Source organism: Nostoc sp. NMS9 (assembly GCF_017114995.1).
Classification (GTDB): domain Bacteria; phylum Cyanobacteriota; class Cyanobacteriia; order Cyanobacteriales; family Nostocaceae; genus Nostoc.
In genome coordinates this window covers 16,730-38,569 of the sequence record NZ_JABXKL010000068.1, presented here as the reverse complement: position 1 = coordinate 38,569, position 21,840 = coordinate 16,730, and the positions used below count along the sequence as shown (strand labels likewise).

The window sequence follows — 21,840 nt, the reverse complement described above, 5'->3', positions numbered from 1 at the left end:
TCCGCGCTTCCTAAATATTCTCGAATGGCTGGTACTTTATTTTTTCGCAAGTCCCTTACCTGTTTGATAATATTTTTGGTACGTCAGCCACCATTGGTGTCAACTTCAGGTTAAAGCTAGTCTAGAAAAAGCTTTTAGCAGATTATCTCGTTCCCAGTCGGAGACTGGGAATGCCCCTCATTGGGGCTGCCGCCTCCCGAACTCGCGGCAGAGCCGCCAGGAGTAGCATTTCCAGCCTCTTGCTGAAAACGAGATTTTAAAAGGGTTTTGGCTTAAGTTGACACCAATGGTTAGCCACTCTCTACTCCCAATCTCTTAAAATGTAAAAGTAGTCCGAAGTACACCTACAGTCGTAGTCTCATTGTTGCTGTTACCTTCTGGGTTAAAGAGAATAAATGCACCAGGGGTAATGCTAATATTATCGCTAACTTGAAGGCGGTAATAGGCTTCTAAATGGTAAGGAGTTGCCCGATTGTCGCCTGTGGAGGTAAGTTGAGCAGAACCACCAGTATCAGTACGGAAAAGCGGCTGACCAAAAAGAATCCCGGCAGTGTTTCCTGACTTGAATAAATCTCTGAAGTGAACTCCCGCCATCCAACTTGTAAAGGTGGTGGAAGCATCCACGCTATTGGAAGCAGCATCAACAAATATTGCTGCACCGTAGCCAGATAATGCTATTTTGGGAGACAATCGCCATGTTACCGTACCGCCAACAGAGTTGAGTGTGAGCGGTGTTCCAGCTGCAACCCCTGCTAAAGCACCGATATCACTACTAACTAATCCTGTAGCCAAAATATTGATTTCGTGATAACTGTGGGCATAGTTTAAACCAATATCCAGAGCAGGACTTGGCTTGAAGGTTAACTGTGTGGCAATAATACTACTACCACTAAATAAACCTGCTCCCAAAGGTGTAGTAGAAACTCCTGGTAGTGCCTCAGTCGCAGATTTTTCGGGTAAATTGGCATTTACACTGCCGTATAAAGCTCTTAAATCAAAATTTGGCGAAATGTTAAAAATAAATCCCGCCGCCGATGCTAAACCAGTACCTGAAGTCCCACCAGAAACCCGTAGCACAGGATTCAAGCCGGCAAAACGAGAAATTGACTCTTGTCCTTCACCATAAAAAGGCGTAATTACTGGGAAAGCATCTGATGTCTCTGCCGCAGTTCCCGCAAACAAGGTTAATTTATTAGCGACGGGAAAGACATACAGCAATTTGTAAAGCTGAATACTGTTTGCGCCAACACCCGACAAAGTATTGACATTTAACCCCGGAAATTGCGGCTCAAAACTGGTACGAGCGCTACTCGCACTTAAAAGCGGCGCAGCTAATCCTAAACTTTGTTGCAGGCTACCCTGTCCATCGGCTCCACCCAAAAAGTTATAAGCTTGCAATCCAGTAATTAATGAATCTTTACCAGTAAAGCTAGTGGTGAGATTTAACCGCACTCTATTGACTAGGATGATGTTCGGGTCGCTGTCATTAGGAGCGCCACCGCTAGCACCAATACCAGCAATAATTACCTCTCCATTAAGTTTAGTAGTCGTAGAAAACTGATTTGCTTCTAGTTGTGCTGTGCGAGCTTCTACGGCATCTACTCGACCCCGCAATGTTGCCAATTCTGCGGCAAATTGTTCTTGTAGTTTCTGCAACGTGGCTAAATCTTCTTTCTTGACTAAATCAGTAGTTGCAGTCGCAATCAGTTCGTTGATTCGCTCTAAACAAGCATTTAAGCCAGCAGCAAATTCATAGCGAGTTATCGCCCGATTACCGCGATAGGTTTGATTGGGATAACCTGCGATACAACCATAGCGCTCGACTAAAGATTGGAGTGCCTGAAAAGCCCAATCAGTCGGCTGTACATCAGACAATTGGGATACGGATGTTACTTGTGCAAGTTTGTATGAGGTTGAAGATGAACTTGCAGATTGTGGTATGATTGGCTGCCAAAAGTTAACGCCAGAATCTACTCCTAAATCTTGATTTTTTTGCTGTTGATTGATTGAGGGGAAATTTTTTTGAATTTCATGAGCTATCAGCAATTTACTGGAGATATTTTTTGCTAAATTGCTTTGATGAGAATAATTATTTTCATAGCTGCCATCATCTTGATTAACAGCTACGTTTTTATCTGCAATTTCTAAACTAGGAAGGGCTTGCACAGGTGATAACCCGGCAATTAAACATAAAAATCCCATCCCACTAGCAGAAGCTAGTAGATATTTTGCCATCATAACTCCCAACACCTATAAAATAGTGGAAAAATTAATTGCGATTTTAAAATGGATTGATAAGTAAATTTAAAGTAGATTTAGCAAGAGAGTCTTGTTAACTTTAAATTTTGGATATCAGGATTTTTTCTGAATTAACTTACCAAAACATCAGCTTATATCGCAAGTATTAAATTATAGTAAATACTATTTTTGGAAAGAATTAACAATACATCATATTGATAGTTTTTATAATTACGATAGCAATCCTAAATGGTTTTTGAACAATGCATTACGTAAAAGGCTTGATTCATAAGCCTTCCAGATTTTCTCTATTCAAAGATAAAATAGGATTGCTATATTGACAAAATAATAATTAAATAAGTCTGATTTTGTGATAATGAATATAGGTATTGAGCCGAGGATTTTGGCTCAATACCTAACAAAGAATAATTTACTCAAAAAAAATTAAGAGGCTGCGATCGCTGATTGATTTGGGTGCATGTAAGATCAGGAGGAAAACGGTGGAAATAACTTTCAAGAATTTAATCCCACCAATAGGTAATAATAACTGCATCACAATCCTGGTGAACATCTTCACCCGATAGCCCCCCTTCCAATCTAGTTCTCAGTCGGCGCTTAAGCCGCAAACCGTAGTCTTCATTCGTGCCATCACTTACCTCTACTGAATCAGCTCGCCACTTTTTGCCCAAGTCTAAAAGCTCAGACACCTTTATGTCTTGGTTCTCTGTAAGGATATACAACGTATCGGCAGGATAAGCAATGAAATGGATGATGCTGGTTTCAGGCATGGGGCGATAGTTCGCCATTGCAAGGAGGGTATCGACCATACCACCAAAGCTTAAACCGTTTTCATCTGGTGCAAAGATCGGTTTTGTGAACAGAAAGCTTGCCCATAAATTTTTGTGGTTGGAAAGGTCAGTAATCACTTCTTCACCATCAAACTCATTGAACCGACGCTGCCAAACCAAGGCAGCAAACAGTTCTTGAGGAGAATAGGATTTCGCTATCGATTGGATTTTGGCTAAGTCAAGCATCACATTTACGGGAAGTAATATTTTTAACAAAACATTTGTAACTACCCTTGCAGTTTATTTACCCAGTGGCTGCTATTCTTATAGTTACTTCGGTCTGTCATAGCAGATAGATTATCCTCAATAATGTTTTTATTTGTTAGCGCTCATATACCATCGTGGTAATGTGGGTGCTTTTACTTTATCCCTTCTGGCAAAAATCCGGTTTAATTTTGAGGCGATATCTGGTGTTTGGTACACTAAGCTGGTACTGAAGCTTTAACTTGACCAAAACGGCGATCGCGATTTTGGTAGCTCAACAAAGCCTGATGAAATGCTTCTCGATTAAAATCTGGCCAAAGAATATCGGTGAAATACATCTCTGTATACGCCATTTGCCACAAGAGAAAATTACTCAATCGCATCTCACCACTAGTACGAATCAGCAAATCGGGTTCTGGAGTATTTGCTGTGTAGAGATGTTGTTCTACAAGACTTTCATTCACTTCTTGGGTGCTGAGTTCGCCCTGTTCCACGAGTTGAGCTACTTGACGGCAAACTCTGGCAATTTCGTTGCGGCTACCATAGTTGACTGCAACAGTAAAGTGGATTGCTTGATTGTTTAATGTCTCTGCCATTGAACGCTCCATTTCAGTCTGTAGAGACTTGGGTAAAGCCGATAAATCTCCAATAAACGAGATGCGTACTCCTTCTTGATGCATCTGAGCCAACTCGCGGTGTAGTAATCGCTCAAACAAATGCATTAGAAAATCTACTTCTTCAACGGGACGCTGCCAATTTTCTGTTGAGAAAGCGTAGGCTATTAACGCTTTGATTCCCCAATCTTTGCAGCAACGCAATAGTTCTTTGAGTGTTTTTGCTCCTTGGCGATGTCCAGCGATGCGCGGTAATCCTCGACTGGTTGCCCATCGGCCGTTACCATCCATGATGACAGCGATATGTTGGGGGATTTTTTGGGGGTTTAAATCGGTGGGTAATTTTGATTTGTCATTTGTCATTTGTCATTTGTCCTTTGTTTTGACTAATTAGTTTCAAATAAATTTTGTAAGTACTCTGGTGTGAGGGTGTTGTTCCAACTCCACAAGCGATGCATTGTGTAAGTGAAGGTGAAGAGGAGAGTTGTTTTGTTGGTTAATGACCAAGCATTCCAATTGAGGGTACCCATCATGCGGCAAAGAGTACGCATGAGGTTATTACGCTGATAGTTTTGCGATCGCGTTTTGATCAGCGTGCGTCCAATTCGCATCAACCCAGTATCAGGAAAAGTCCAGACTCCAAACCCCCAGAATTTGGTCATGTGGTTGATTTCATCCTGTGCTAGTTCCTCTAAAACATCCTGGAGTGCGCCAGTAGTGTGAGCCATGAGCCAAATATAAAGACAGGTAGCACCGTATTCTGTGGCAATGCGGTGTAAGCCGTGGCGATATAAGTCTTCCTTAGCGTCATCTGTGGGGAGATAGCTTCTAACAGTACGAAGTTTGGGGGTAATTTTCTCGCCCGTTAATTGGGTGTAGATTTTGATTAATGCAGGTGTGTGCTGACGTTCTTCCTTTTCCCACAAACCAAGTTCCAGTAATTCGCCATCTTTACCGACAGTTCCACCAACAAACCGAGCCATCTGAGGATGCAATTTTTCCAAATACTGGCGACTGGTTTGGGTATAGCCGCGAATGGGAGCTTCTGTATCCATCGCACCGATCAATATAGATAAAAATACCTCTGTGTCTAAGCCGATAATTTGATTACGGTTAATTGTTTGCCAGTCGATGAGTTTCCAGGGACGCGGTTGGGGATTGGCAAACTGTAACGGTAAATCTTGCAGACGATCGTGTAGTTTTTCAACTGCAATATATTTATCTATGAGGGAACGAATGCGGCGCTGTGTTTGCAAGTAATGAGGAATAGGATAGCTTTTACCTGCTAAGTCTTCTGTGATTGGGCTGAGGGTGTTAAGCATATTTTTATACTTAAGTTTTTATCTTTATGCCCAATAGCCTAAGCGATCGCACTATCGTTTGTCAGTCGGCTGAAGTCGGCAGTTTTATGTGATAGGGTTGCAAAAGTCGGGGAAAAAGTTGGTTATAGAAAATTTGGGTTTTAAACCTCGCCCTTCTAAGACGACTTTACAAAGTTAAAAGAGAGAATTGCAGAGAATGTGGCGAAATTGTTAGAACAAGGGTAGATAAAAGTTGAGTAACAGGATAAATCATGAACGCTTATAAAACATATATCACTATTGCAGATCCAAAGCAGTTAGTATTATCTGATTTACGATTTAAAGCAGGACAGAGAGTTGAAGTGATTATTTTGATAGACGATAATCAAAGGGTTACTTTAGCAGAAGAATTAAAAAAGTTATTCAAAGAAATACAAGCGATACACGCAGATAATCCCTTGACTGATGAAGAAATAGCAGCAGAAATTGAAGCTTATAAACGGGGATAATGAAAGTTATTATTGATACTAATATCGTAGTCTCTGCTGCTATAGCTGATAAAAATCCAGAGGCAGTAATTTTATTTGTGATTGCAATTCTGCTTTTGAGTGGGTTGTATAGGCAGAGATTATCGCAGAGTATAAGGAAGTTTTAAAGCGTCCTCGTTTAAAATTAACTGAGGCACAATACCAAAAATGGGTTTATTTAATTGATTCAGTGACAACACTAATTGATGTGGATGTGGAAGTTGATTTCCCCAGAGATAGGAAAGATGCAAAGTTTTTAGCTTGTGCTATTGCAGCAGGAGCAGATTTTTTTATTACGGGTGATGCTGATTTTAATGAGGTGCAAACTTTGTTAAACACAACTATTATTTCTCTGTCTTTATTTAAAAAGTTAGTTTGTGATGTGAGGGAATAACACACCGTACAAAACTTTGGCCAATAGCCTAAGCGATCGCACTTTGTTTTGTCAGTCGGCTAAAGTCGGCAGTTTTATGTGATCGAGTTGGAATAGTCGGGAAAAAGTCAGTTTTTCAATGTATTTATTATTACCAAAAATTGATCCAGTACGCTATTCTACGCTTAAACTCTCTATGTAAATAATGTTTGCAGGTATCTATATCAGTATAAAACTGCTACAGACAACATAGTTAGCAGTCTTGTAGTATATATGTATTGTGTATAGGTTTCTCAAGTATGAAAGTCTACGATATATACTCAAAACGTCAAAAAATACTTATGGGAGAAGTCCCTGATGTTTATCAGTATGAAGATATCCCTACTCCGCTTCGTGTACAGATTGTTTACATTATGAGTGATGCTCTAGGAAAGCAGGAAAATCAAGAAACTTTAGATATGTATAAGTTGATTCATGATATCCTATGCCGTGAATATGGAAAATTGTCACTGGTACATAAGATTAATTTAAGCCTAATAGATCACATTGATGATGTCAGAAATTCTATTTTGCAAAATGAAGATATAAATCAGGTTATTGATGTCGTAGAACTAAGTTTTAGACTGATTGATAGATTTTACAGAGAACCGGACATCATTGAGTTCACTGAGCCAGAAATTACGCCTGACAATGCTATTGAAGAATTGAACATTAGGTTTAGAGAACATGGAGTAGGCTATCAGTATGAATCAGGTGAAATTATCAGAGTTGATTCTCAGATTATTCATGCTGACGCAGTTAAGCCAGTTTTGCAGTTATTAAGTGATAGCAGATTTGAGGGAGCAAATGAGGAATTTTTGAAAGCACACGAACATTACAGACATGGGCGCTTTAAAGAATGTCTTAACGAATGCCTCAAAGCTTTTGAGAGTACTATGAAAACTATTTGTGATATTCAAGGCTGGATTTATCAACCTGGAGATACGGCAAAAAGTCTTATTAATGTTTGCTTCCAGAACAATCTGATTCCTTCTTACTTGCAGACTCAATTTACCTCACTCAAATCAAATCTTGAAAGTGGAGTTCCTACTATGAGAAATAAAAATGCAGGTCATGGTCAAGGTTCTCAGCCGCTTACTGTCCCACAATACTTTGCTGCTTACCAGCTTCACATGACGGCAAGTACAATTCTATTTTTGCTAGAAGCGGAGAAGTCCTTACTTTAATATTAATGCTTACCCTTCTGGCAATTCTCCAAATTGTTGACGATAACGCTCAAGTTGTTTTTGCGCTAATTCAAGCTGTTCTTCTGACGTTTGATAGCGCTTTCCTTGTTGGTCATACCAATACAAAACCTGACGCTGTATATTACCAGAGATGTATTGCGATCGCCCGATTCCCAAACCGATTTCTGGCATCCAAAAGGGTTCACCAATTTGCAATTGATAACTACCATCTACTAAGCGATAAACTTCAAAAGGTTGGTGACGGTCTCTTTGCCAATACTCTGGATTGTAAATAATGTAGTACAGTACACCTAACTTGGCATAGGTGTCTAGTTTTTTATCGTATTCTCCACCCGGAGTTAAAGAGACAATTTCTAAAGCCAAGATAGGCACAATGTTGTTTTCTTCCCAAACAACATAGCTTTTACGAGATTTACCTTCCTTGCGGCGTTCTACACCTAAGCTCAAAAATCCGTCTGGTACAATCGGCACAAGTGGACTAACCCCTGTGGTATGGTAAACGCCCATATCCACGCTGAAAAACCAGTCATTGCGGTTTGCCCAAATATATTGCAGCAAGAAGAGAAGCAGATTAGGAATAAAGTTCTGGTCTTCGTTATCCACAGGTGTATCGTCTGAACAAGGAAGTTCAGCACTGGTAGGCAGAGATTGACGGGGGTCTGATTTCACCATAAGTAATGATGGTGGTAGCGTGACCTAATGACCTTTATTTTATTAGATGAGAAAGCTTTATTCGGAAAAGTCGGGAAAAAAGTCGGATTTACAAAATCTTATCCGAAAACTCCAGCAGCATAACTGTAAAGTGATTTATAGTTATCCCTAAAATCTGAACTACCCTTGTCGTTACACAATGGACGCTGAAGCAGCATTAGCATGGTTAGACGCCATAATTCCCCCGCAGACTGGGGAACGGTTGAGCGATTTGCAAAAAGTGATTCTTGTGCAAGTTTGGTTGGGTAGAAAATACTTGGATATCGCTCATTCTTACGGTTGTACCGAAGGACACGCCAAGGATGCTGGTTCTCAGTTATGGAAGCTGCTTTCTAAAGTATTGCGCCAAAAGATTACTAAAAGTAATTGTCGCGCTACTTTGGAACGGGTTCTGAGAAAAACTACTGCTATATCATCCAGTTTGATTGATTATTCGCGATCGCCACACCCCACCCCAAAATTAGAGGATACCAATTTTATTGGACGAACAGAAGCGATCGCTCACCTGAATACTTTGGTAAATCAAGGCTCGAAAGTGATTGTTATCCAAGGTGAAGGCGGTTTAGGTAAAACCACTCTAGCGCAGCAATATCTCCAAACTCAGGGGTTTGACTTGGTTTTAGAACTGCTGATGGCGAAGGAAACGCAAAATATCACCCCCGCCGAACGAGTAGTAGAGGAATGGCTCAAACAAGATTTTGATCAAGAACCTGGGGTAGAATTTGGCGTAACTTTGGGACGACTCAAGCGCGAACTTCACAATCGGCGGATTGGGGTGTTAATTGACAATCTCGAACCTGCATTAGATCAACAAGGTGGATTGATTGCTTCTCACCGCAACTATGTAGAACTATTGCGGATTTTAGCTGATGCTAGGGTGCAGTCTGTTACTCTAATTACTAGTCGCGATCGCCTTTGTGAACCTGGGCTGAATGTGAATCACTATCGGCTTCCTGGTTTGGATCAAAGTGCATGGCAAAAGTTTTTTAGCAACCGTGGGTTAACTATCGACTCGTCAACTTTGCAAATCATGCATCGCACTTATGGCGGTAATGCTAAAGCAATGGGAATTCTCTGCGGTTCGATTCAGGAGGATTTTGATGGTGACATGGCTTTTTATTGGCAAGAAAATCATGCCGATCCGTTAGCAGCAACCGACTTAAAAAATTTAGCAGTTAGTCAAATTAATCGCCTGCAAGCCCTTGATCCCCAAGCATATCGTTTACTTTGCCGTTTGGGATGTTATCGTTACCAAGATATACCCACCATCTCATCACAAGGGTTGTTTTGTTTACTTTGGGATGTCCCACCCGATCAACATCGCCAAATCATCACTTCTTTGAGAAATCGGTCTTTGGTGGAGTGTGAAAAAGGTAAATACTGGCTGCATCCAGTGATTCGGAAAGAAGCGATCGCACGTTTACGCCCCAGCGATGAATGGGAAATTGCCAACCACAAAGCTGCCGAATTTTGGACAACTAGTGTTAAACAAATTGAAACCTTTAAGGATGCTTTGCAAGCTCTGGAAGCATATTATCACTACATAGAAATTCATGAATTTGAATTAGCGGGTAAGGTCATTTTAAAAAGCCGAAATAATCAATGGCAGCAGTTTTTACCTCTTGGTAGTACGTTGTATCGTATGGGTTTAATTCAACCGATACTTGCGGCAATTGATCGAGTTGTTCACAATCTGGAAAATGACCAAAATCTCAGCGAACTTTACAATATATTGGGTGATTTATATTGGATAACAGGTAAGATTAGTCAGGCGATCGCTTGTCAAGAAAAGACTATTACTTTAGCAACGCAAGCACTCAAATCACTTGTACCTCAGTCAGAAAATAAACATACAGTTTACTATTTGAGAATGTTAGAGGTAGATTCTTTATTAAGTATTGGTCTTTACAAGATAGATTTGTGGGAACTAGAGGCAGCCGCAAAGTTATTTCAACAAGTAATTTACTTAGCTCAAAATACCGAGCATCATCGCTGGGCAGAGAAAGCTTCAGTCTGTTTAGCTTTAGTATATTCTTATTTAGGTTTGCGTGATGCATCATATCAATTAGCAGATGTAGCGTATCAAAATATTACGAACGAAAAACTGGTAGAACAGACTGGAAGATTTGTCTATTTTATGCAAATTTTGGGTCAAACCTACGTCAACTTAGGTAAATTTTCTCAGGCAAATCAGATATTCCATCAAGCTTTGACTTTTGCTGAAGAAAGTCATTATATGCAGGTAAAAGCAAAAACACTCAATGGTTTAGCAGAAATCCATCGACAACAAACAGATTTTGCATTAGCTCTCGCTAATCATACAGAAGCAATCGAACTTTTGGATAAAATAGGTGCTAAATGCGATCTAGCTGAAGCTTATTTTCAATTGGGTATAACTAATCAAAAGATGTCAAAGCCTAATGAAAGTCAAATAAATTTTGATCGAGCAATTCAGCTATTTACTGAAATCAAAGCACCGAAACAAGTTGAAAAAGTTTTAAAGTGTGCTACTCAAATCTGTGTCACCAGTCGTAGATTGGCAACGATGTAAAAATCTTTGATTTAGTAGATGGCTCTGTAAACAAATCAAAGTAAATAATTAAAAGTTGACTCAGGGACTTGGTGCAGTCCATTGAGAAGCGGTTGTTGTGAACAGGCTTTTTTTTGATAGCTTGTGATTCCCAGGATTGTTCGCCAGCAGACTGTGCGGCTTGCAGGTCAGTTGATACCTCAGAGGATGCTTGGATTGGAGCTTTATTTGCGATGTCAAAGCCGCGCACTCGATTTGCCATTGGAGTTGTTGCTGAGACCAGCGACGGATTGGAAAAAGTAGATGTATCTGCTTTCTTAGACCCAAATATGCGATCCCTCATCTCACATCCTCAAGCATATTTTTGAATCAAATTATACAATTTGTTTAGTGGCGATCGCTATCGACTTAAGTAGAAATTATTTTGTGCCAGCAGGTGTTTTGTGTGAGCGAGACTTATAATTCTAGAAAGCTGGGATGAAAAGCTGGGGCGATGGCGTCTCTGAAAGAGAAGCCATCGCTTTTGAAGGTGAATGAATTGGGTTAAATTAGATTTATCTTGTCAAAAGAGAAATTATTATGTCTTCTGCTCAAGATTTAGGAATAATTTTAGAAGACACACCAGAAGATGTTATATTTCCTCCTGGTGATTTATACAGTGATGAACCACCTTTGGAAACAGAACTTCACTTGCGGCAAATACTGCTGTTGATTCAGTGTTTGGAATGGTTGTGGCAGGAACGTCAAGATTTCTACGCTTGCGGTAACATGACGATTTATTACAGTCCGCGTCAACGCAAGTCTGAGCAATTTCGAGGCCCCGACTTCTTTGTAGTTTTAAATACCCAACGCAAAATACGCAAAAGCTGGGTAGTTTGGGAAGAAGATGGCAAATACCCAAATGTGATTGTAGAAATTCTTTCTGACAAAACAGCTGCTACTGATAGAGGGTTGAAAAAGGAAATCTATCAAGATATTTGGCGGACTCCTGATTATTTTTGGTTTGACCCGGTAAGTTTAGAATTTAAAGGATTTCATTTGTTAGATGGTCGTTATCAAGAACTGCAAGCAAATGAAGCACGTTGGTTATGGAGTCAGCAATTGCAGTTATATTTGGGAGTTTATCAATCGAAGTTGCGCTTTTTCACTCCCGATGGACAACTGACACCCACGCCAGAAGAAGTAGCACACCAAGAACAGCAACAGCGTCAACAAGCCGAGCAGCAACTTGCCCAAATGGAGTCCATGCTTGCTCGCTATCGGGAAAGATTTGGTGAATTACCAGAGTAATTTTGTTTGCTATGGTAGTTGGCTTAGGTACAGCCTGTCCTAGACATCGCTCACAAATTTTACAACCTAGTACCGCAAGGCGGAAGTCAAAAATCAAAAGGAGCCAGTGCGTTGGGCGGCTCTGCCGACTTGTTCGCGCAGCGTCTCCCCTTGGGAGAAGCAACTGGCGTTCAAAAGTCAAAAGTATTATGGAATGGTCTTTTTAGGGATTTTAAATGGTTGCTCTATTTACGCCGTGGCGTACTAGTCTAGCTACAAGCATTTTCTAATAAGGTCAAAATTGTAAAATCACATCCATCCTCCAACTTCCGCATCAGTCAAGGGTTTCTCCAACTTACTGTATTCTGTTTGAGCCGCCCGCAATACGTGTTTCATCTGCACTGGTTCCCCAGCATCGGCAGCTAAAAAAGCTGCATTTAAAGCAATGTTACGGATATTACCCCCAGCGACATTGAGCCGTGCTAGTTGCAGAGCATCTAAATCTGCGGTTGGGGTTTCGGCTGGAAAGACACGTCGCCAAATCTCGGCTCGTTGCATTGTATCGGGGAAGGGGAATTGCACCACAAAGCGAATCCGCCGCAGGAAGGCTGTATCAATTGCACTTTTCAGGTTTGTAGTTAGGACTGCTAGACCAGGGTAGCTTTCCATGCGTTGCAATAGATAACTAACTTCAATATTGGCATAGCGATCGCGCGCATCTTTAACTTCACTCCGTTTGCCAAATAAAGCGTCGGCTTCATCAAATAACAAAATCACTCCACCTTGTTCTGCGGCATCAAATACTCGGCGCAAATTCTTCTCTGTCTCGCCAATATATTTGCTGACTACCGATGATAGGTCAATACGATAGAGGTCAAGGCGTAATTTATGGGCCAGCACTTCTGCTCCCAAAGTTTTACCAGTGCCGCTACTACCTGCAAATAGAGCGCTGATTCCTAATCCCCGCGCACTCTTACCCCCAAAACCCCAATTATTATACACAGTACTACGTTGGCGCACATGAGCCGCAATTTCTCGGAGAACTTGTTTCTGTGCCTCTGGCAATACTAAGTCCTCCCAATCACCAGATGGCTCAATCCGTTGGGCAAGTTCATCTAAGCGCGGACGTGCTTGCACGCGGCAGGCATCCCATAAAATGCTAGTAATATCGCTTTCTGGCGTTTGTGCTAACTGTCCTGCGGCTTCTGCACAAGCAGCACGAATGGTTGCAGCACTGAGGTTAAACTGATCCACTAAGGTTTTGACTTGCCCATTCATTTGCGATGCACTCGCCCCTAATGCATCTTGCCAAACTGCACCTTGTTCTTTGCTAGTTGGTTGATGTACATCAAAATTAACTACTAGGCGTTGTGATAAGCCGATCCGTTCCCGACTCGTGACTATTAAAAAGCCCTTTGTGCGTTCGATGAAACGAGCGATCGCATTCAGCCTCGCTGTATCATTAGTATCCAGTTCGTTGCAGTCTATGAGTAAAGCACTCTTACTTAAAATTATCTCACGAGTCCACAGGCGGATGAGATTATCCAATTCGCTAGGTGCTAAGGGAATAACTTGTGCAGGCATTACCCACAAGCTTAAACCCTGAAGTTGACAAATTGTCGCGGCAATGGCATGTTTACTGGCAGTTTCACCACTAGATAACTGGACAATTGGCAAGCTGTTAACCTTGTAAGCTTGCGACCAAACGGCTGCGATTCGCTCTGCTAAATCTTGATGCGAAGGTACTAAATCGCTAACCTCTGGTAATGGCTCAATGATACCAGCTAGCCGTTCGTCAAGATATTGGATACCCGTGAGATAATGTAAAATCCGCTCGTCAATTCTCAAGGGACTGAGAGTCAGGGAATGACCATCACCAATTTGAATTAACCGCCAATGGCGTAAGGGAGCATTTGGAGCGATCGCATCCCAGTGGACATTAGGTAAAGCTGCCAAAGCTAAACCCAAAGTTGGGTAAGCTCGTTGTGAATCGTCGTGAACTATAGCACATAATTTAGCAAAATCTCCATTTAATTCCATACCTGCACACAACAGCAACAAATCACGTTCAAAGGATGAGAGGTGAAACATTTTGCATATTCTCTCCAATGCCGATGGTGCAGGCATTGCAGCAGCGGCTTCCTGTAACACTTGCTGTAAATGCTCTTGGTTGTTCTCTTCAGGTTGATTTTGCTCTTTTGCCGTGTGATTTTCTAAAATACCACGCACCACGGCTAGGGCTGCTGATAGGTAGCGGTAGTTTGCCTCATCCCAATTGTGATTAATTGTCGTAGCATTCATAAAATTGTCACCTGTGGCGAATCATATTCCCCAAACTGATTCTTTTGCAGTGGACTTTCGGCGCCATCTACTCGCGCCCGGACAATATAAGTTCCTGGTTTCACATTTTTGACCGGAATCGTGATTGCATCAGTGTCTTGGGTAGGTGGTGCAACCAAGAAAGAGTAAGCTACCGGACTATCACCTGATACCTCATTGAGTAGCAAAACTACCCGCTGTGCCTTACCTACTTTGGGCTGGAATTTAACGGTAATTTCTGCTGCGCGTAAATTGTCACCGCTATTTTCCACTTGAGTAACGAATGCTGTAATTGTTGGATGTAAAACAAAAGCCGCAACGTTTGATTCAACTAGATGATTCGTTTGCCCTGCATTGCCCATTGTTAAATGTACAACTTGAACACCCTGAATGCTTGCGTATAAATCTGGCGGGACTAACAAACTGATTTGGGTTTCTTTTACTTCTTGAGGTACTAGTAATGTCTCTTTATTACTGAAACGAACTCGTGTGATTTCACCGTGTAACCGTTTACCACGAATTACTAATTTTGTACCTGTAACAATCATTTTTTCAGTTTTTGTCGGAGCTATAACTTGCTCTATATTCGGTTGAGACAAGGGCATCATGTAAAAACTTTCAGACTTGTCATTACTACTTTCAATCAATACCATTGATGCTAAATAGGTAGCTGAAGGTCGATAGTGTGTTTGTAAAGCAGACCATAACTTAGAAGTTTCTTCCATGTTAAAAAACTCTGGAGTCAGTTTTATCTGCCCAATTTGTTCAGCTAAATCAGATACAGACACACTTGCTACAGCTTGCGAAAAAGCACTTGAGGTATTGGTTGTAGATGCATTTATCAAAGTATTTTCAATAATATCAGATGTGATCGCTGGTGTTTTGTGTAATAAATGCATTGCATAGCCTAGTAAAAGCTCCGCCTGAAAATCCTTGGCTCCGTAGGCTGTTAGTAAGTAGTGCAGGTCAAGAGCTAGTGGTGGAGTCGGAGAGCGCGGGTTTCCATTAATACGTGAATGCCTGCTCCGAAATTCTTGAGATACCCAATCGACATTGCGATTCTGCGTCACTTGATAGAGAAAGAGGTTGATTTGAGCACGCTCGTCAGCTTCAACTGAAATTCGATCCGGCGGTAGGGCAGTTACAATCACATCACCAACACTAGCAGCGATCGGATCGCTGACTAAACCATTTTCCAGCAAGACTTTTAGTACTGCTGTTACTGCGGCTATAGAGAGCACATTACTCATCCTGATTCCTCATGGAAATAGCACATATTAATCATGTACGCCAGAGTACATTAATAGAATATATTTTGCAAAACTTTAAGTCCTGTTGTCGCAAAGACTATCAGCACGGCAGACAAAAGCGCATTGTCAAGCATTAGTACAGCACAGCATAAATCCACCTACCTTCTCAATTAAAAAGACTCAGTAATGGTCAAAATCCCCTTATTAAAAGTAGGTTAATTTCCACTACAAGCTACCTAATGTACTTGAACACTAAGACTTTTAAAACATCCTCTTAATTAGAATTTTAAATAATTAAAACTAAAGTGCCTATGACTACTAACCCAGTTCCTAAAATTATCTTCCAGTTTAATGTTTCTCCAAAAAAAATGACTGAAAACAATAAAACTAATACCAAGCTTGATTTATCAATTGGTGCAAAAAAGGAAGCTTTTCCGGCTTGTAAGGCTTGGAAGTAAAAAATCCATGATAACCCTGTAGATACTCCAGATAATAAGAAAATCATGGTTTTTTGGGATATAGCTAAGCGTTTCCCTGAAAAAATACAATCCCCCAAGCAACTACTAAGATGACAACAATTCGGATTGCTGTTGCTAAATTAGCATTCACATTGTCTATCCCAATTTTGGCAAAGATAGTTGTCAATGCTGCAAAGCCAGCCGACAATAATGCATATATCCACTATGTTGTGGTGTTGCTTTCCATCTTAGCCTCCTGATTCACTAGTCAAAATTAGCAGTGTAATTTAAGAAGAGTGTTAAATTAAATTACTTGTCTGTCAAGTTTGACTTGCTAGGTTCGTAGTTTGTGCTCTACCGTTTCACTCTCTTAGTCACTCAGCACTACTGAAGCTGATGGTTATCGTCGAACTTGCGCTAACTTAATATCAGGACAAATTTCAACTGCTATAGGCCTTAAGTTTAAACATTTTATCAAATTTATCGCATTACTTTAAGTTAGTAATATGTTAAGCTGAGTATAATTAGATTAACTACTAGTAGCATATATTACTAATATTCATCTAAGTTATGAAGCAATCATAATTTGTAATACTAGTATTATCTGTGAATAAAGTTAACACTTAAAGTAACTAGGATGGGTTGCCCCAGATGAAATCCCCACCTTCTTCAAATTCTTGGAATGGTCGCTTCGTAGGTGATAACCAGCGATACCGTTTAGATAGACGGTTAGGCGGGGGTGGCATGGGAGAAGTTTTCCTAGCAACGGATACCCGTGTCGGTCAGCAGGTAGCGTTGAAGTTGCTCAAAGATACGCTAGTGGCATCGCTCGAAATGAGAAAGCGTTTTGAGCGGGAGGTGGCAGTTTGTGCTGCTTTGCAAAGTGACCACATTGTTAAGATTAGTGACTGTGGTGTAACCCCGGAAGGTTTTCCATTTTATGTAATGGAATATCTGCGGGGGCAAACGCTTGGGCAATTACTGCTGCGCGACAAGCGGCTGTCTGTTGAGCGGACGGTGAAGATTATGGCGCAAGTTTGTAAGGGTCTACAGCTTGCCCATCAAGGAGTGACTCTCCAACGGGATGGCGGCAAAACTACTGAACATATTCAGGTAGTTCACCGCGACCTGAAACCAGATAATATATTTTTGATGCCGACAGATTTGGGAGAGTGGGTGAAGGTTTTGGATTTTGGTGTTGCCAAAATTCGTAGTGAATCTTCAGAGAATTCCAATATTACAAATATAACTAGTACATTTATCGGTACATTTCGTTACGCACCTCCTGAGCAAATCCAAAGCGATCAAAACCTGGATGCTAGAGGTGATATTTACAGCTTAGGGATTATCCTTTATGAAATGCTGAGTGCAGCCGACCCCTTTGGAATCAGCATTAAGGGTAGTCATGTTAGTGAGGCTTCTTGGGTATTAGCTCACGCTTATGAGCCACCAAAACCACTGCGATCGCAACCAGGGTGTGAGAATTTACCCGTACAATTGGAAGTGGTGGTGATGAAATGCCTCCAAAAGAACCCAGTTAATCGATTTGCAACGGTAGAAGAACTGAATCAAGCTTTACAAGCTGCTGCAAAATTTGTCACAGATAATACTAGTGTACCCGGACAAATTACTGGGCGATCGCAACCTTCTTCTAATCAAGGCTCAAATCACGAAACTGTTCCCAGACAATCAAACGACGACACAATTCTGCGTCCTCCATCTGCTTCCAATCAAGGCTCAAATCACGAAACTGTTCCTAGACAATCGAACGACGACACGATTCTGCGTCCTCCATCTGCTTTCAATCAAGGCTCAAATCACGAAACTGTTCCTAGACAATCGAACGACGACACGATTCTGCGTCCTCCATCTGCTTTCAATCAAGGCTCAAATCACGAAACTGTTCCCAGACCATTTAACTCGATTAAGCAAAACCAATCTGAGCAAACCTTTCCTGGCATTCAGGCTGGACAAAACCAAGGTTCAAATCACGAAACCGTTCCCAGACCATTTAACCCAGTTGAGCAAAATCAACAGAGTCCTGTGAATAATCCGAACGCCAGCAAACCTGATGTGACGTTATATCAACCACGACCAGGATCTAATCAAGGTGGTCAACAAGTACCACCAGATAAGACGTTGTTTCAGCCACGACCAGGATCTAATCAAGGTGGTCAACAAGTACCACCAGATAAGACGTTGTTTCAGCCACGACCAGGATCTAATCAAGGTGGTCAACAAGTACCACCAGATAAGACGTTGTTTCAGCCACGACCAGGATCTAATCAAGGTGGTCAACAAGTACCACCAGATAAGACGTTGTTTCAGCCGCGACCAGGATCTAATCAAAGTAGACCACCAGTGCAATCAGATGTGACTTTGTATCAGCCACGACCTGCGTCTAATCAAAGCAGACCACCAGTGCAATCAGATGATACTATTTATCAACCAAAGCTAAGTGAGCAGCTAACTACGAGAATTAATCCCAATTTTTTGCGAATTCTGGGGGTGGTATTGGCTATTGGACTGACTTTAGCAGTAGTAACCTATATATCTCAATTTCAATCTCGTAAACAGCCAAGCAACCAGCAAAATTTACCTAATAACGATCAGCGCATTTAGAAGTAATCAGCTAATCAGTTATCAGTAAGTCACCTGAGGGGGTCTACGAAATAATAAGCTTTTCAGCTTTTGGACGACCCTCTCAGTTTACACTTCTTAACAAATTAACTATGTTCATCCCAAACAACGGGAAAGGAATAATCTGAAAACGCCGAGAAATCACGATTTTCGCTGCGGGTTTCTTCATCCAAAACTTTGACAACTTTGTTATAAATGTCTTGTGCTTGTTGCGGAGAATCACCGATGCTGGTTAATCCCACCTTGCCAAACTGCGAAAGGCAACCCATAAGATGAAACACTGTACCCGTTTCTGTACCACTATCGAATTGTAGTCTGTGGTGAGCGATGATATCCATCAAATCATTGGGTAATAATCCCTGATAGCGCTCTTTTTGCAGATTATCAGTGGCAATATAGTATTTTGGACGACCTTGTTGACTATAAAATAAACCTGTGGAAAGGTCATAGCGGCCGTTCGTTAATAATTTCAGGGTCATGAATGGATGAGTTGTACCGCCTTTACGCAGGTTAATTTCGATCGCCTGAATATCCCACTCTTTATTACCCTTGTCAACGGCAATAAAATCTAATCCAAATCGCTCTAAAGTGCCTTTCTCTGCTAGCTTTTTGCCAACTTGTAGTCCCAATTGCTGTAATTGCAACCGATAGCTTTCATCAGCGGGGAAGCGACAACCAAGGTAAATCTGACCGTCTGGGCCTCCGAGAATTTGGTCGTGAGTTGAAAGGATTTCCACTTCGCCCTGAGGTGTGATCCGTCCTTGGACGCTGGGCGATCGCTTAATTTCCCCTTCCACAAATGCTTCCGCGATTGCCCCTAACTCAGGCATTTTTCCCAAAAAACTATCCCAAGTCTCTTGTTTTGCTTGAAAGCGCATCGTTGATAAGCGATCGCTAATTGCTGCTATCCTTTCGGCATGAGTACCAATGTTTGGTGCTAAATTCTCAATCGGTCTAAGATCCAGCAATGCATTCCCCTCTCCAGAAATGCCCTCGTTGAGTTTTACTACTACCCGTTTTAATGTTGGTTGGCGTTCCCACAAATCAACGGTAGCTTCTGTCAAATCTTTGTGGTTCCAAACTTTTTCGCTGCCATCTGGATGCGGTATTCCGCTTTCTTTGAAGATTTGCCGACTGCCACTTTTTGTTCCCCAAATCTGTAAATTTGGTGCAGCAGCATACAATGGTACACCTAATTTTAAAGACAATTCGCCTTCCCAGTGCGAAGAGTTATAGCAGATCATAAATGATTTGTCTAGCCTCAAAGATTGATGAATCCGCTCTAGCAAGCGGGGGCGTTCTAAAATCTTTTGGCTCAGAGGCTTAAAAGAGGAATCGTAAGTAGAAAGTAACAGCAAGCGATTGCGAGCATGAGAAAAGGGAATTCCTGGCAACAGTTGCAGATAATAATCAATGATACTAGGATGCAGCGGTACTGATGTTACATATATCAGCCGAGTTCGGGGATTTCGCAACCGAATTAAGGAAAATAGTAATCTTTCTTCATAATGCTCGCAGCCTTCAATCTTTTGGAGTTCCCCCTGGTCGAGACTCAAGGAAGGAATAATTAAAATATCCGCTTCACTATTATCAAATATTTCGCTCGTTTTCCAGCGATCGCGCAGGGTTAATTGTAAGTGGCGAAACTTTTCAACCTGTTCTAACTCGGAAATATTTAATGTTGCCATAACCCCTGCCCTCTAATGATCTCAATGTAGCGCACCACGCAGCCTTTTGGACGATGTATAGTCGCCGTGTCAATATTCAGGTAGTTTTGTAAAAAATTTCCGGAAGTCCGCAAGGATCAATCAAACTATAGCAACCCGTAAATCGCCAACTTTTTTAATTTCGTTTCCATCTTAAGGTTGAGCTAATTCCAGTTTAGTTTACCTCTAAGGGGCGATAAAGTACAGCTATATAATAGTTAACTTGAAAGCAGATGAAAAAGATGGATTCTTCATCACATTAGAGTTGTGTATTTATTTTCATGGTCAGGCGTGAGGATAAATAATGTAAGTTGCGTACAGTTGCTAGGAATAAGTAAGTTTGGCAAACATCCAGGATATAAATGCCTAAAATTGCAAATGGCTAGTGAGAGTCAAAGCAAAAAATAAACCTTGGGTTGAATTTTCGATCCAAGGTTTAGTTATGAAATAGGGAGTAGGGAATAGGAGAAATGAGAAAGATGAAGTGTAACTAATTCTCAATGCTCAATGCCCAATTCCCAATGCCCCATTCAATATTCAATTACCAAGGTAAAACAGATGGCTAAATCAAAAGAGAAAAAAGAGCAAAAATTGCAACCGCCACAGCAACAAGAAACACCAGGTGTTGAATCAGAAATGACACCAAAACCCAAAGCAGATGATGCTCAGTATCGGGGTAGTGGTAAGTTACAAGATAAAGTAGCATTGATTACGGGTGCAGATAGTGGGATTGGTCGTGCTGTTGCGATCGCATTTGCAAAAGAAGGTGCAGATGTGGCTATTCTTTACCTTAACGAACACGATGATGCCAAAGAAACAAAACATTTGGTAGAAAAACAAGGGCGTCGTGCAGTTACCATTGCAGGTGATATTGGCAATGAAACTTTTTGTCAGCAAGCTATACAACAAACAGTTGGTGAATTTGGCAAACTCGATATTCTCATCAACAACGCTGCTGAACAACATCCAAAAGAAAGTATTGAAGAAATCACCGAAGAACAACTAGAGCGAACTTTCCGCACTAATATTTTCTCAATGTTTTTCCTGACTAAAGCTGCACTCAAGCATTTACAAGCAGGCAGTGCTATCATCAATACCACATCGGTAACAGCTTATAAAGGTAGTCCACAACTATTAGATTACTCCTCTACAAAAGGTGCGATCGTTGCTTTTACTCGCTCCTTATCAAAAAATTTGGTATCCAAAGGAATTCGCGTTAATGCTGTTGCGCCAGGTCCAATTTGGACACCTTTAATTCCCTCAACTTTTCCTGAAGAAAAAGTTGAAACTTTTGGTAAACAAGTACCAATGGAACGAGCTGGACAACCTGAAGAAGTTGCTCCTAGCTACGTATATTTGGCTTCTGATGATTCTTCTTATGTCTCTGGACAAGTGTTACATGTTAATGGTGGAGATGTTGTGAATGGGTAATTAAAATAGTTAGGAGTTATGAGTGAGGAGTTAGGAATTAAGAGTTATAAACAATATATTTTAAACTTAAACTTTTAATTTTTAACTCCTAATTCTAAACTTATAACTCTACCCTTATGGTCATCCATTGGAGGGATGATTTAATGTCGAAATATTGATAATCTGTTTAACAGC

18 protein-coding genes are annotated in these 21,840 nt (G+C 41.1%); 8 read left to right on the top strand and 10 right to left on the bottom strand.

The window, feature by feature from the left end; genetic code table 11:
* Positions 1–315 precede the first annotated feature (315 nt).
* The 4 genes from HWQ40_RS20405 to HWQ40_RS20390 form a co-directional block, all read right to left on the bottom strand.
* Complete coding sequence (locus HWQ40_RS20405) at positions 316–2,235, bottom strand: iron uptake porin (protein WP_292781020.1); 1,920 nt, start codon at positions 2,233–2,235, stop codon at positions 316–318.
* 524 nt (positions 2,236–2,759) lie between these two features.
* Positions 2,760–3,302 carry a hypothetical protein gene (locus HWQ40_RS20400; RefSeq protein WP_292781008.1) on the bottom strand — a complete coding sequence of 181 codons (543 nt, stop codon included), beginning with the start codon at positions 3,300–3,302 and terminating at the stop codon, positions 2,760–2,762.
* Positions 3,303–3,508: 206 nt separating this feature from the next.
* The gene (locus HWQ40_RS20395) at positions 3,509–4,267 is read right to left on the bottom strand and encodes an isoprenyl transferase (protein ID WP_292781005.1); all 759 of its coding nucleotides are present in this window, start codon (positions 4,265–4,267) and stop codon (positions 3,509–3,511) included.
* Between the two features lie 23 nt (positions 4,268–4,290).
* On the bottom strand, positions 4,291–5,226 hold the full coding sequence (locus HWQ40_RS20390; RefSeq protein WP_292781003.1) for a ferritin-like domain-containing protein: 936 nt from the start codon (positions 5,224–5,226) through the stop codon (positions 4,291–4,293).
* A gap of 251 nt (positions 5,227–5,477) precedes the next feature.
* Between HWQ40_RS20390 and HWQ40_RS20385 the strand changes: the two genes are divergently transcribed.
* From HWQ40_RS20385 to HWQ40_RS20375, 3 genes are all read left to right on the top strand, one after another.
* Positions 5,478–5,714, top strand: coding sequence for a hypothetical protein (locus HWQ40_RS20385; RefSeq protein WP_292781001.1), 237 nt, complete (start codon positions 5,478–5,480; stop codon positions 5,712–5,714).
* Positions 5,715–5,832: 118 nt separating this feature from the next.
* Positions 5,833–6,126: a putative toxin-antitoxin system toxin component, PIN family gene (locus HWQ40_RS20380; protein WP_366934015.1), complete on the top strand. Its 294-nt coding sequence runs from the start codon at positions 5,833–5,835 to the stop codon at positions 6,124–6,126.
* A gap of 278 nt (positions 6,127–6,404) precedes the next feature.
* The gene (locus HWQ40_RS20375) at positions 6,405–7,331 is read left to right on the top strand and encodes an STM4504/CBY_0614 family protein (RefSeq protein WP_292780998.1); all 927 of its coding nucleotides are present in this window, start codon (positions 6,405–6,407) and stop codon (positions 7,329–7,331) included.
* 9 nt (positions 7,332–7,340) lie between these two features.
* Here HWQ40_RS20375 and HWQ40_RS20370 read toward each other — a convergent pair whose 3' ends face one another.
* The gene (locus HWQ40_RS20370; protein WP_292780995.1) at positions 7,341–8,024 is read right to left on the bottom strand and encodes a Uma2 family endonuclease; all 684 of its coding nucleotides are present in this window, start codon (positions 8,022–8,024) and stop codon (positions 7,341–7,343) included.
* 178 nt (positions 8,025–8,202) lie between these two features.
* On the opposite strand from HWQ40_RS20370, the gene HWQ40_RS20365 reads away from it, so the two are divergent.
* Positions 8,203–10,614: a tetratricopeptide repeat protein gene (locus HWQ40_RS20365; protein WP_292780993.1), complete on the top strand. Its 2,412-nt coding sequence runs from the start codon at positions 8,203–8,205 to the stop codon at positions 10,612–10,614.
* Here the strand turns inward: HWQ40_RS20365 and HWQ40_RS20360 are convergent.
* Complete coding sequence (locus HWQ40_RS20360; RefSeq protein ID WP_292780992.1) at positions 10,586–10,855, bottom strand: hypothetical protein; 270 nt, start codon at positions 10,853–10,855, stop codon at positions 10,586–10,588. The two genes, HWQ40_RS20365 and HWQ40_RS20360, sit on opposite strands and share 29 nt — an antisense overlap.
* A 317-nt stretch (positions 10,856–11,172) precedes the next feature.
* Between HWQ40_RS20360 and HWQ40_RS20355 the strand changes: the two genes are divergently transcribed.
* Positions 11,173–11,883 carry a Uma2 family endonuclease gene (locus HWQ40_RS20355; protein WP_292780990.1) on the top strand — a complete coding sequence of 237 codons (711 nt, stop codon included), beginning with the start codon at positions 11,173–11,175 and terminating at the stop codon, positions 11,881–11,883.
* Positions 11,884–12,171: 288 nt separating this feature from the next.
* Here HWQ40_RS20355 and HWQ40_RS20350 read toward each other — a convergent pair whose 3' ends face one another.
* The 3 genes from HWQ40_RS20350 to HWQ40_RS20340 all read right to left on the bottom strand — a co-directional run bounded on the left by HWQ40_RS20350 (position 12,172) and on the right by HWQ40_RS20340 (position 15,936).
* Entirely contained in the window at positions 12,172–14,163 is a 1,992-nt protein-coding gene (locus HWQ40_RS20350; RefSeq protein WP_292780987.1) for an ATP-binding protein, read from the bottom strand.
* Complete coding sequence (locus tag HWQ40_RS20345; protein ID WP_292780984.1) at positions 14,160–15,431, bottom strand: DUF4255 domain-containing protein; 1,272 nt, start codon at positions 15,429–15,431, stop codon at positions 14,160–14,162. The genes HWQ40_RS20350 and HWQ40_RS20345 overlap by 4 nt, the downstream gene beginning before the upstream one ends.
* A 286-nt stretch (positions 15,432–15,717) precedes the next feature.
* On the bottom strand, positions 15,718–15,936 hold the full coding sequence (locus HWQ40_RS20340) for an EamA family transporter (protein ID WP_292780982.1): 219 nt from the start codon (positions 15,934–15,936) through the stop codon (positions 15,718–15,720).
* Between the two features lie 63 nt (positions 15,937–15,999).
* On the opposite strand from HWQ40_RS20340, the gene HWQ40_RS20335 reads away from it, so the two are divergent.
* Together HWQ40_RS20335 and HWQ40_RS20330 are read left to right on the top strand one after the other, a co-directional pair.
* Positions 16,000–16,149, top strand: coding sequence for a hypothetical protein (locus HWQ40_RS20335; RefSeq protein WP_292780980.1), 150 nt, complete (start codon positions 16,000–16,002; stop codon positions 16,147–16,149).
* A 391-nt stretch (positions 16,150–16,540) separates the two neighbouring features.
* On the top strand, positions 16,541–18,511 hold the full coding sequence (locus tag HWQ40_RS20330; protein WP_292780977.1) for a protein kinase: 1,971 nt from the start codon (positions 16,541–16,543) through the stop codon (positions 18,509–18,511).
* A 104-nt stretch (positions 18,512–18,615) separates the two neighbouring features.
* On the opposite strand, the gene HWQ40_RS20325 is transcribed toward HWQ40_RS20330, so the two are convergent.
* Positions 18,616–20,217, bottom strand: a complete 1,602-nt coding sequence (locus tag HWQ40_RS20325; RefSeq protein WP_292780975.1) for a peptide ligase PGM1-related protein — start codon at positions 20,215–20,217, stop codon at positions 18,616–18,618.
* Between the two features lie 576 nt (positions 20,218–20,793).
* Between HWQ40_RS20325 and HWQ40_RS20320 the strand changes: the two genes are divergently transcribed.
* Positions 20,794–21,666: an SDR family oxidoreductase gene (locus HWQ40_RS20320; RefSeq protein ID WP_292780973.1), complete on the top strand. Its 873-nt coding sequence runs from the start codon at positions 20,794–20,796 to the stop codon at positions 21,664–21,666.
* Positions 21,667–21,840: the final 174 nt, after the last annotated feature.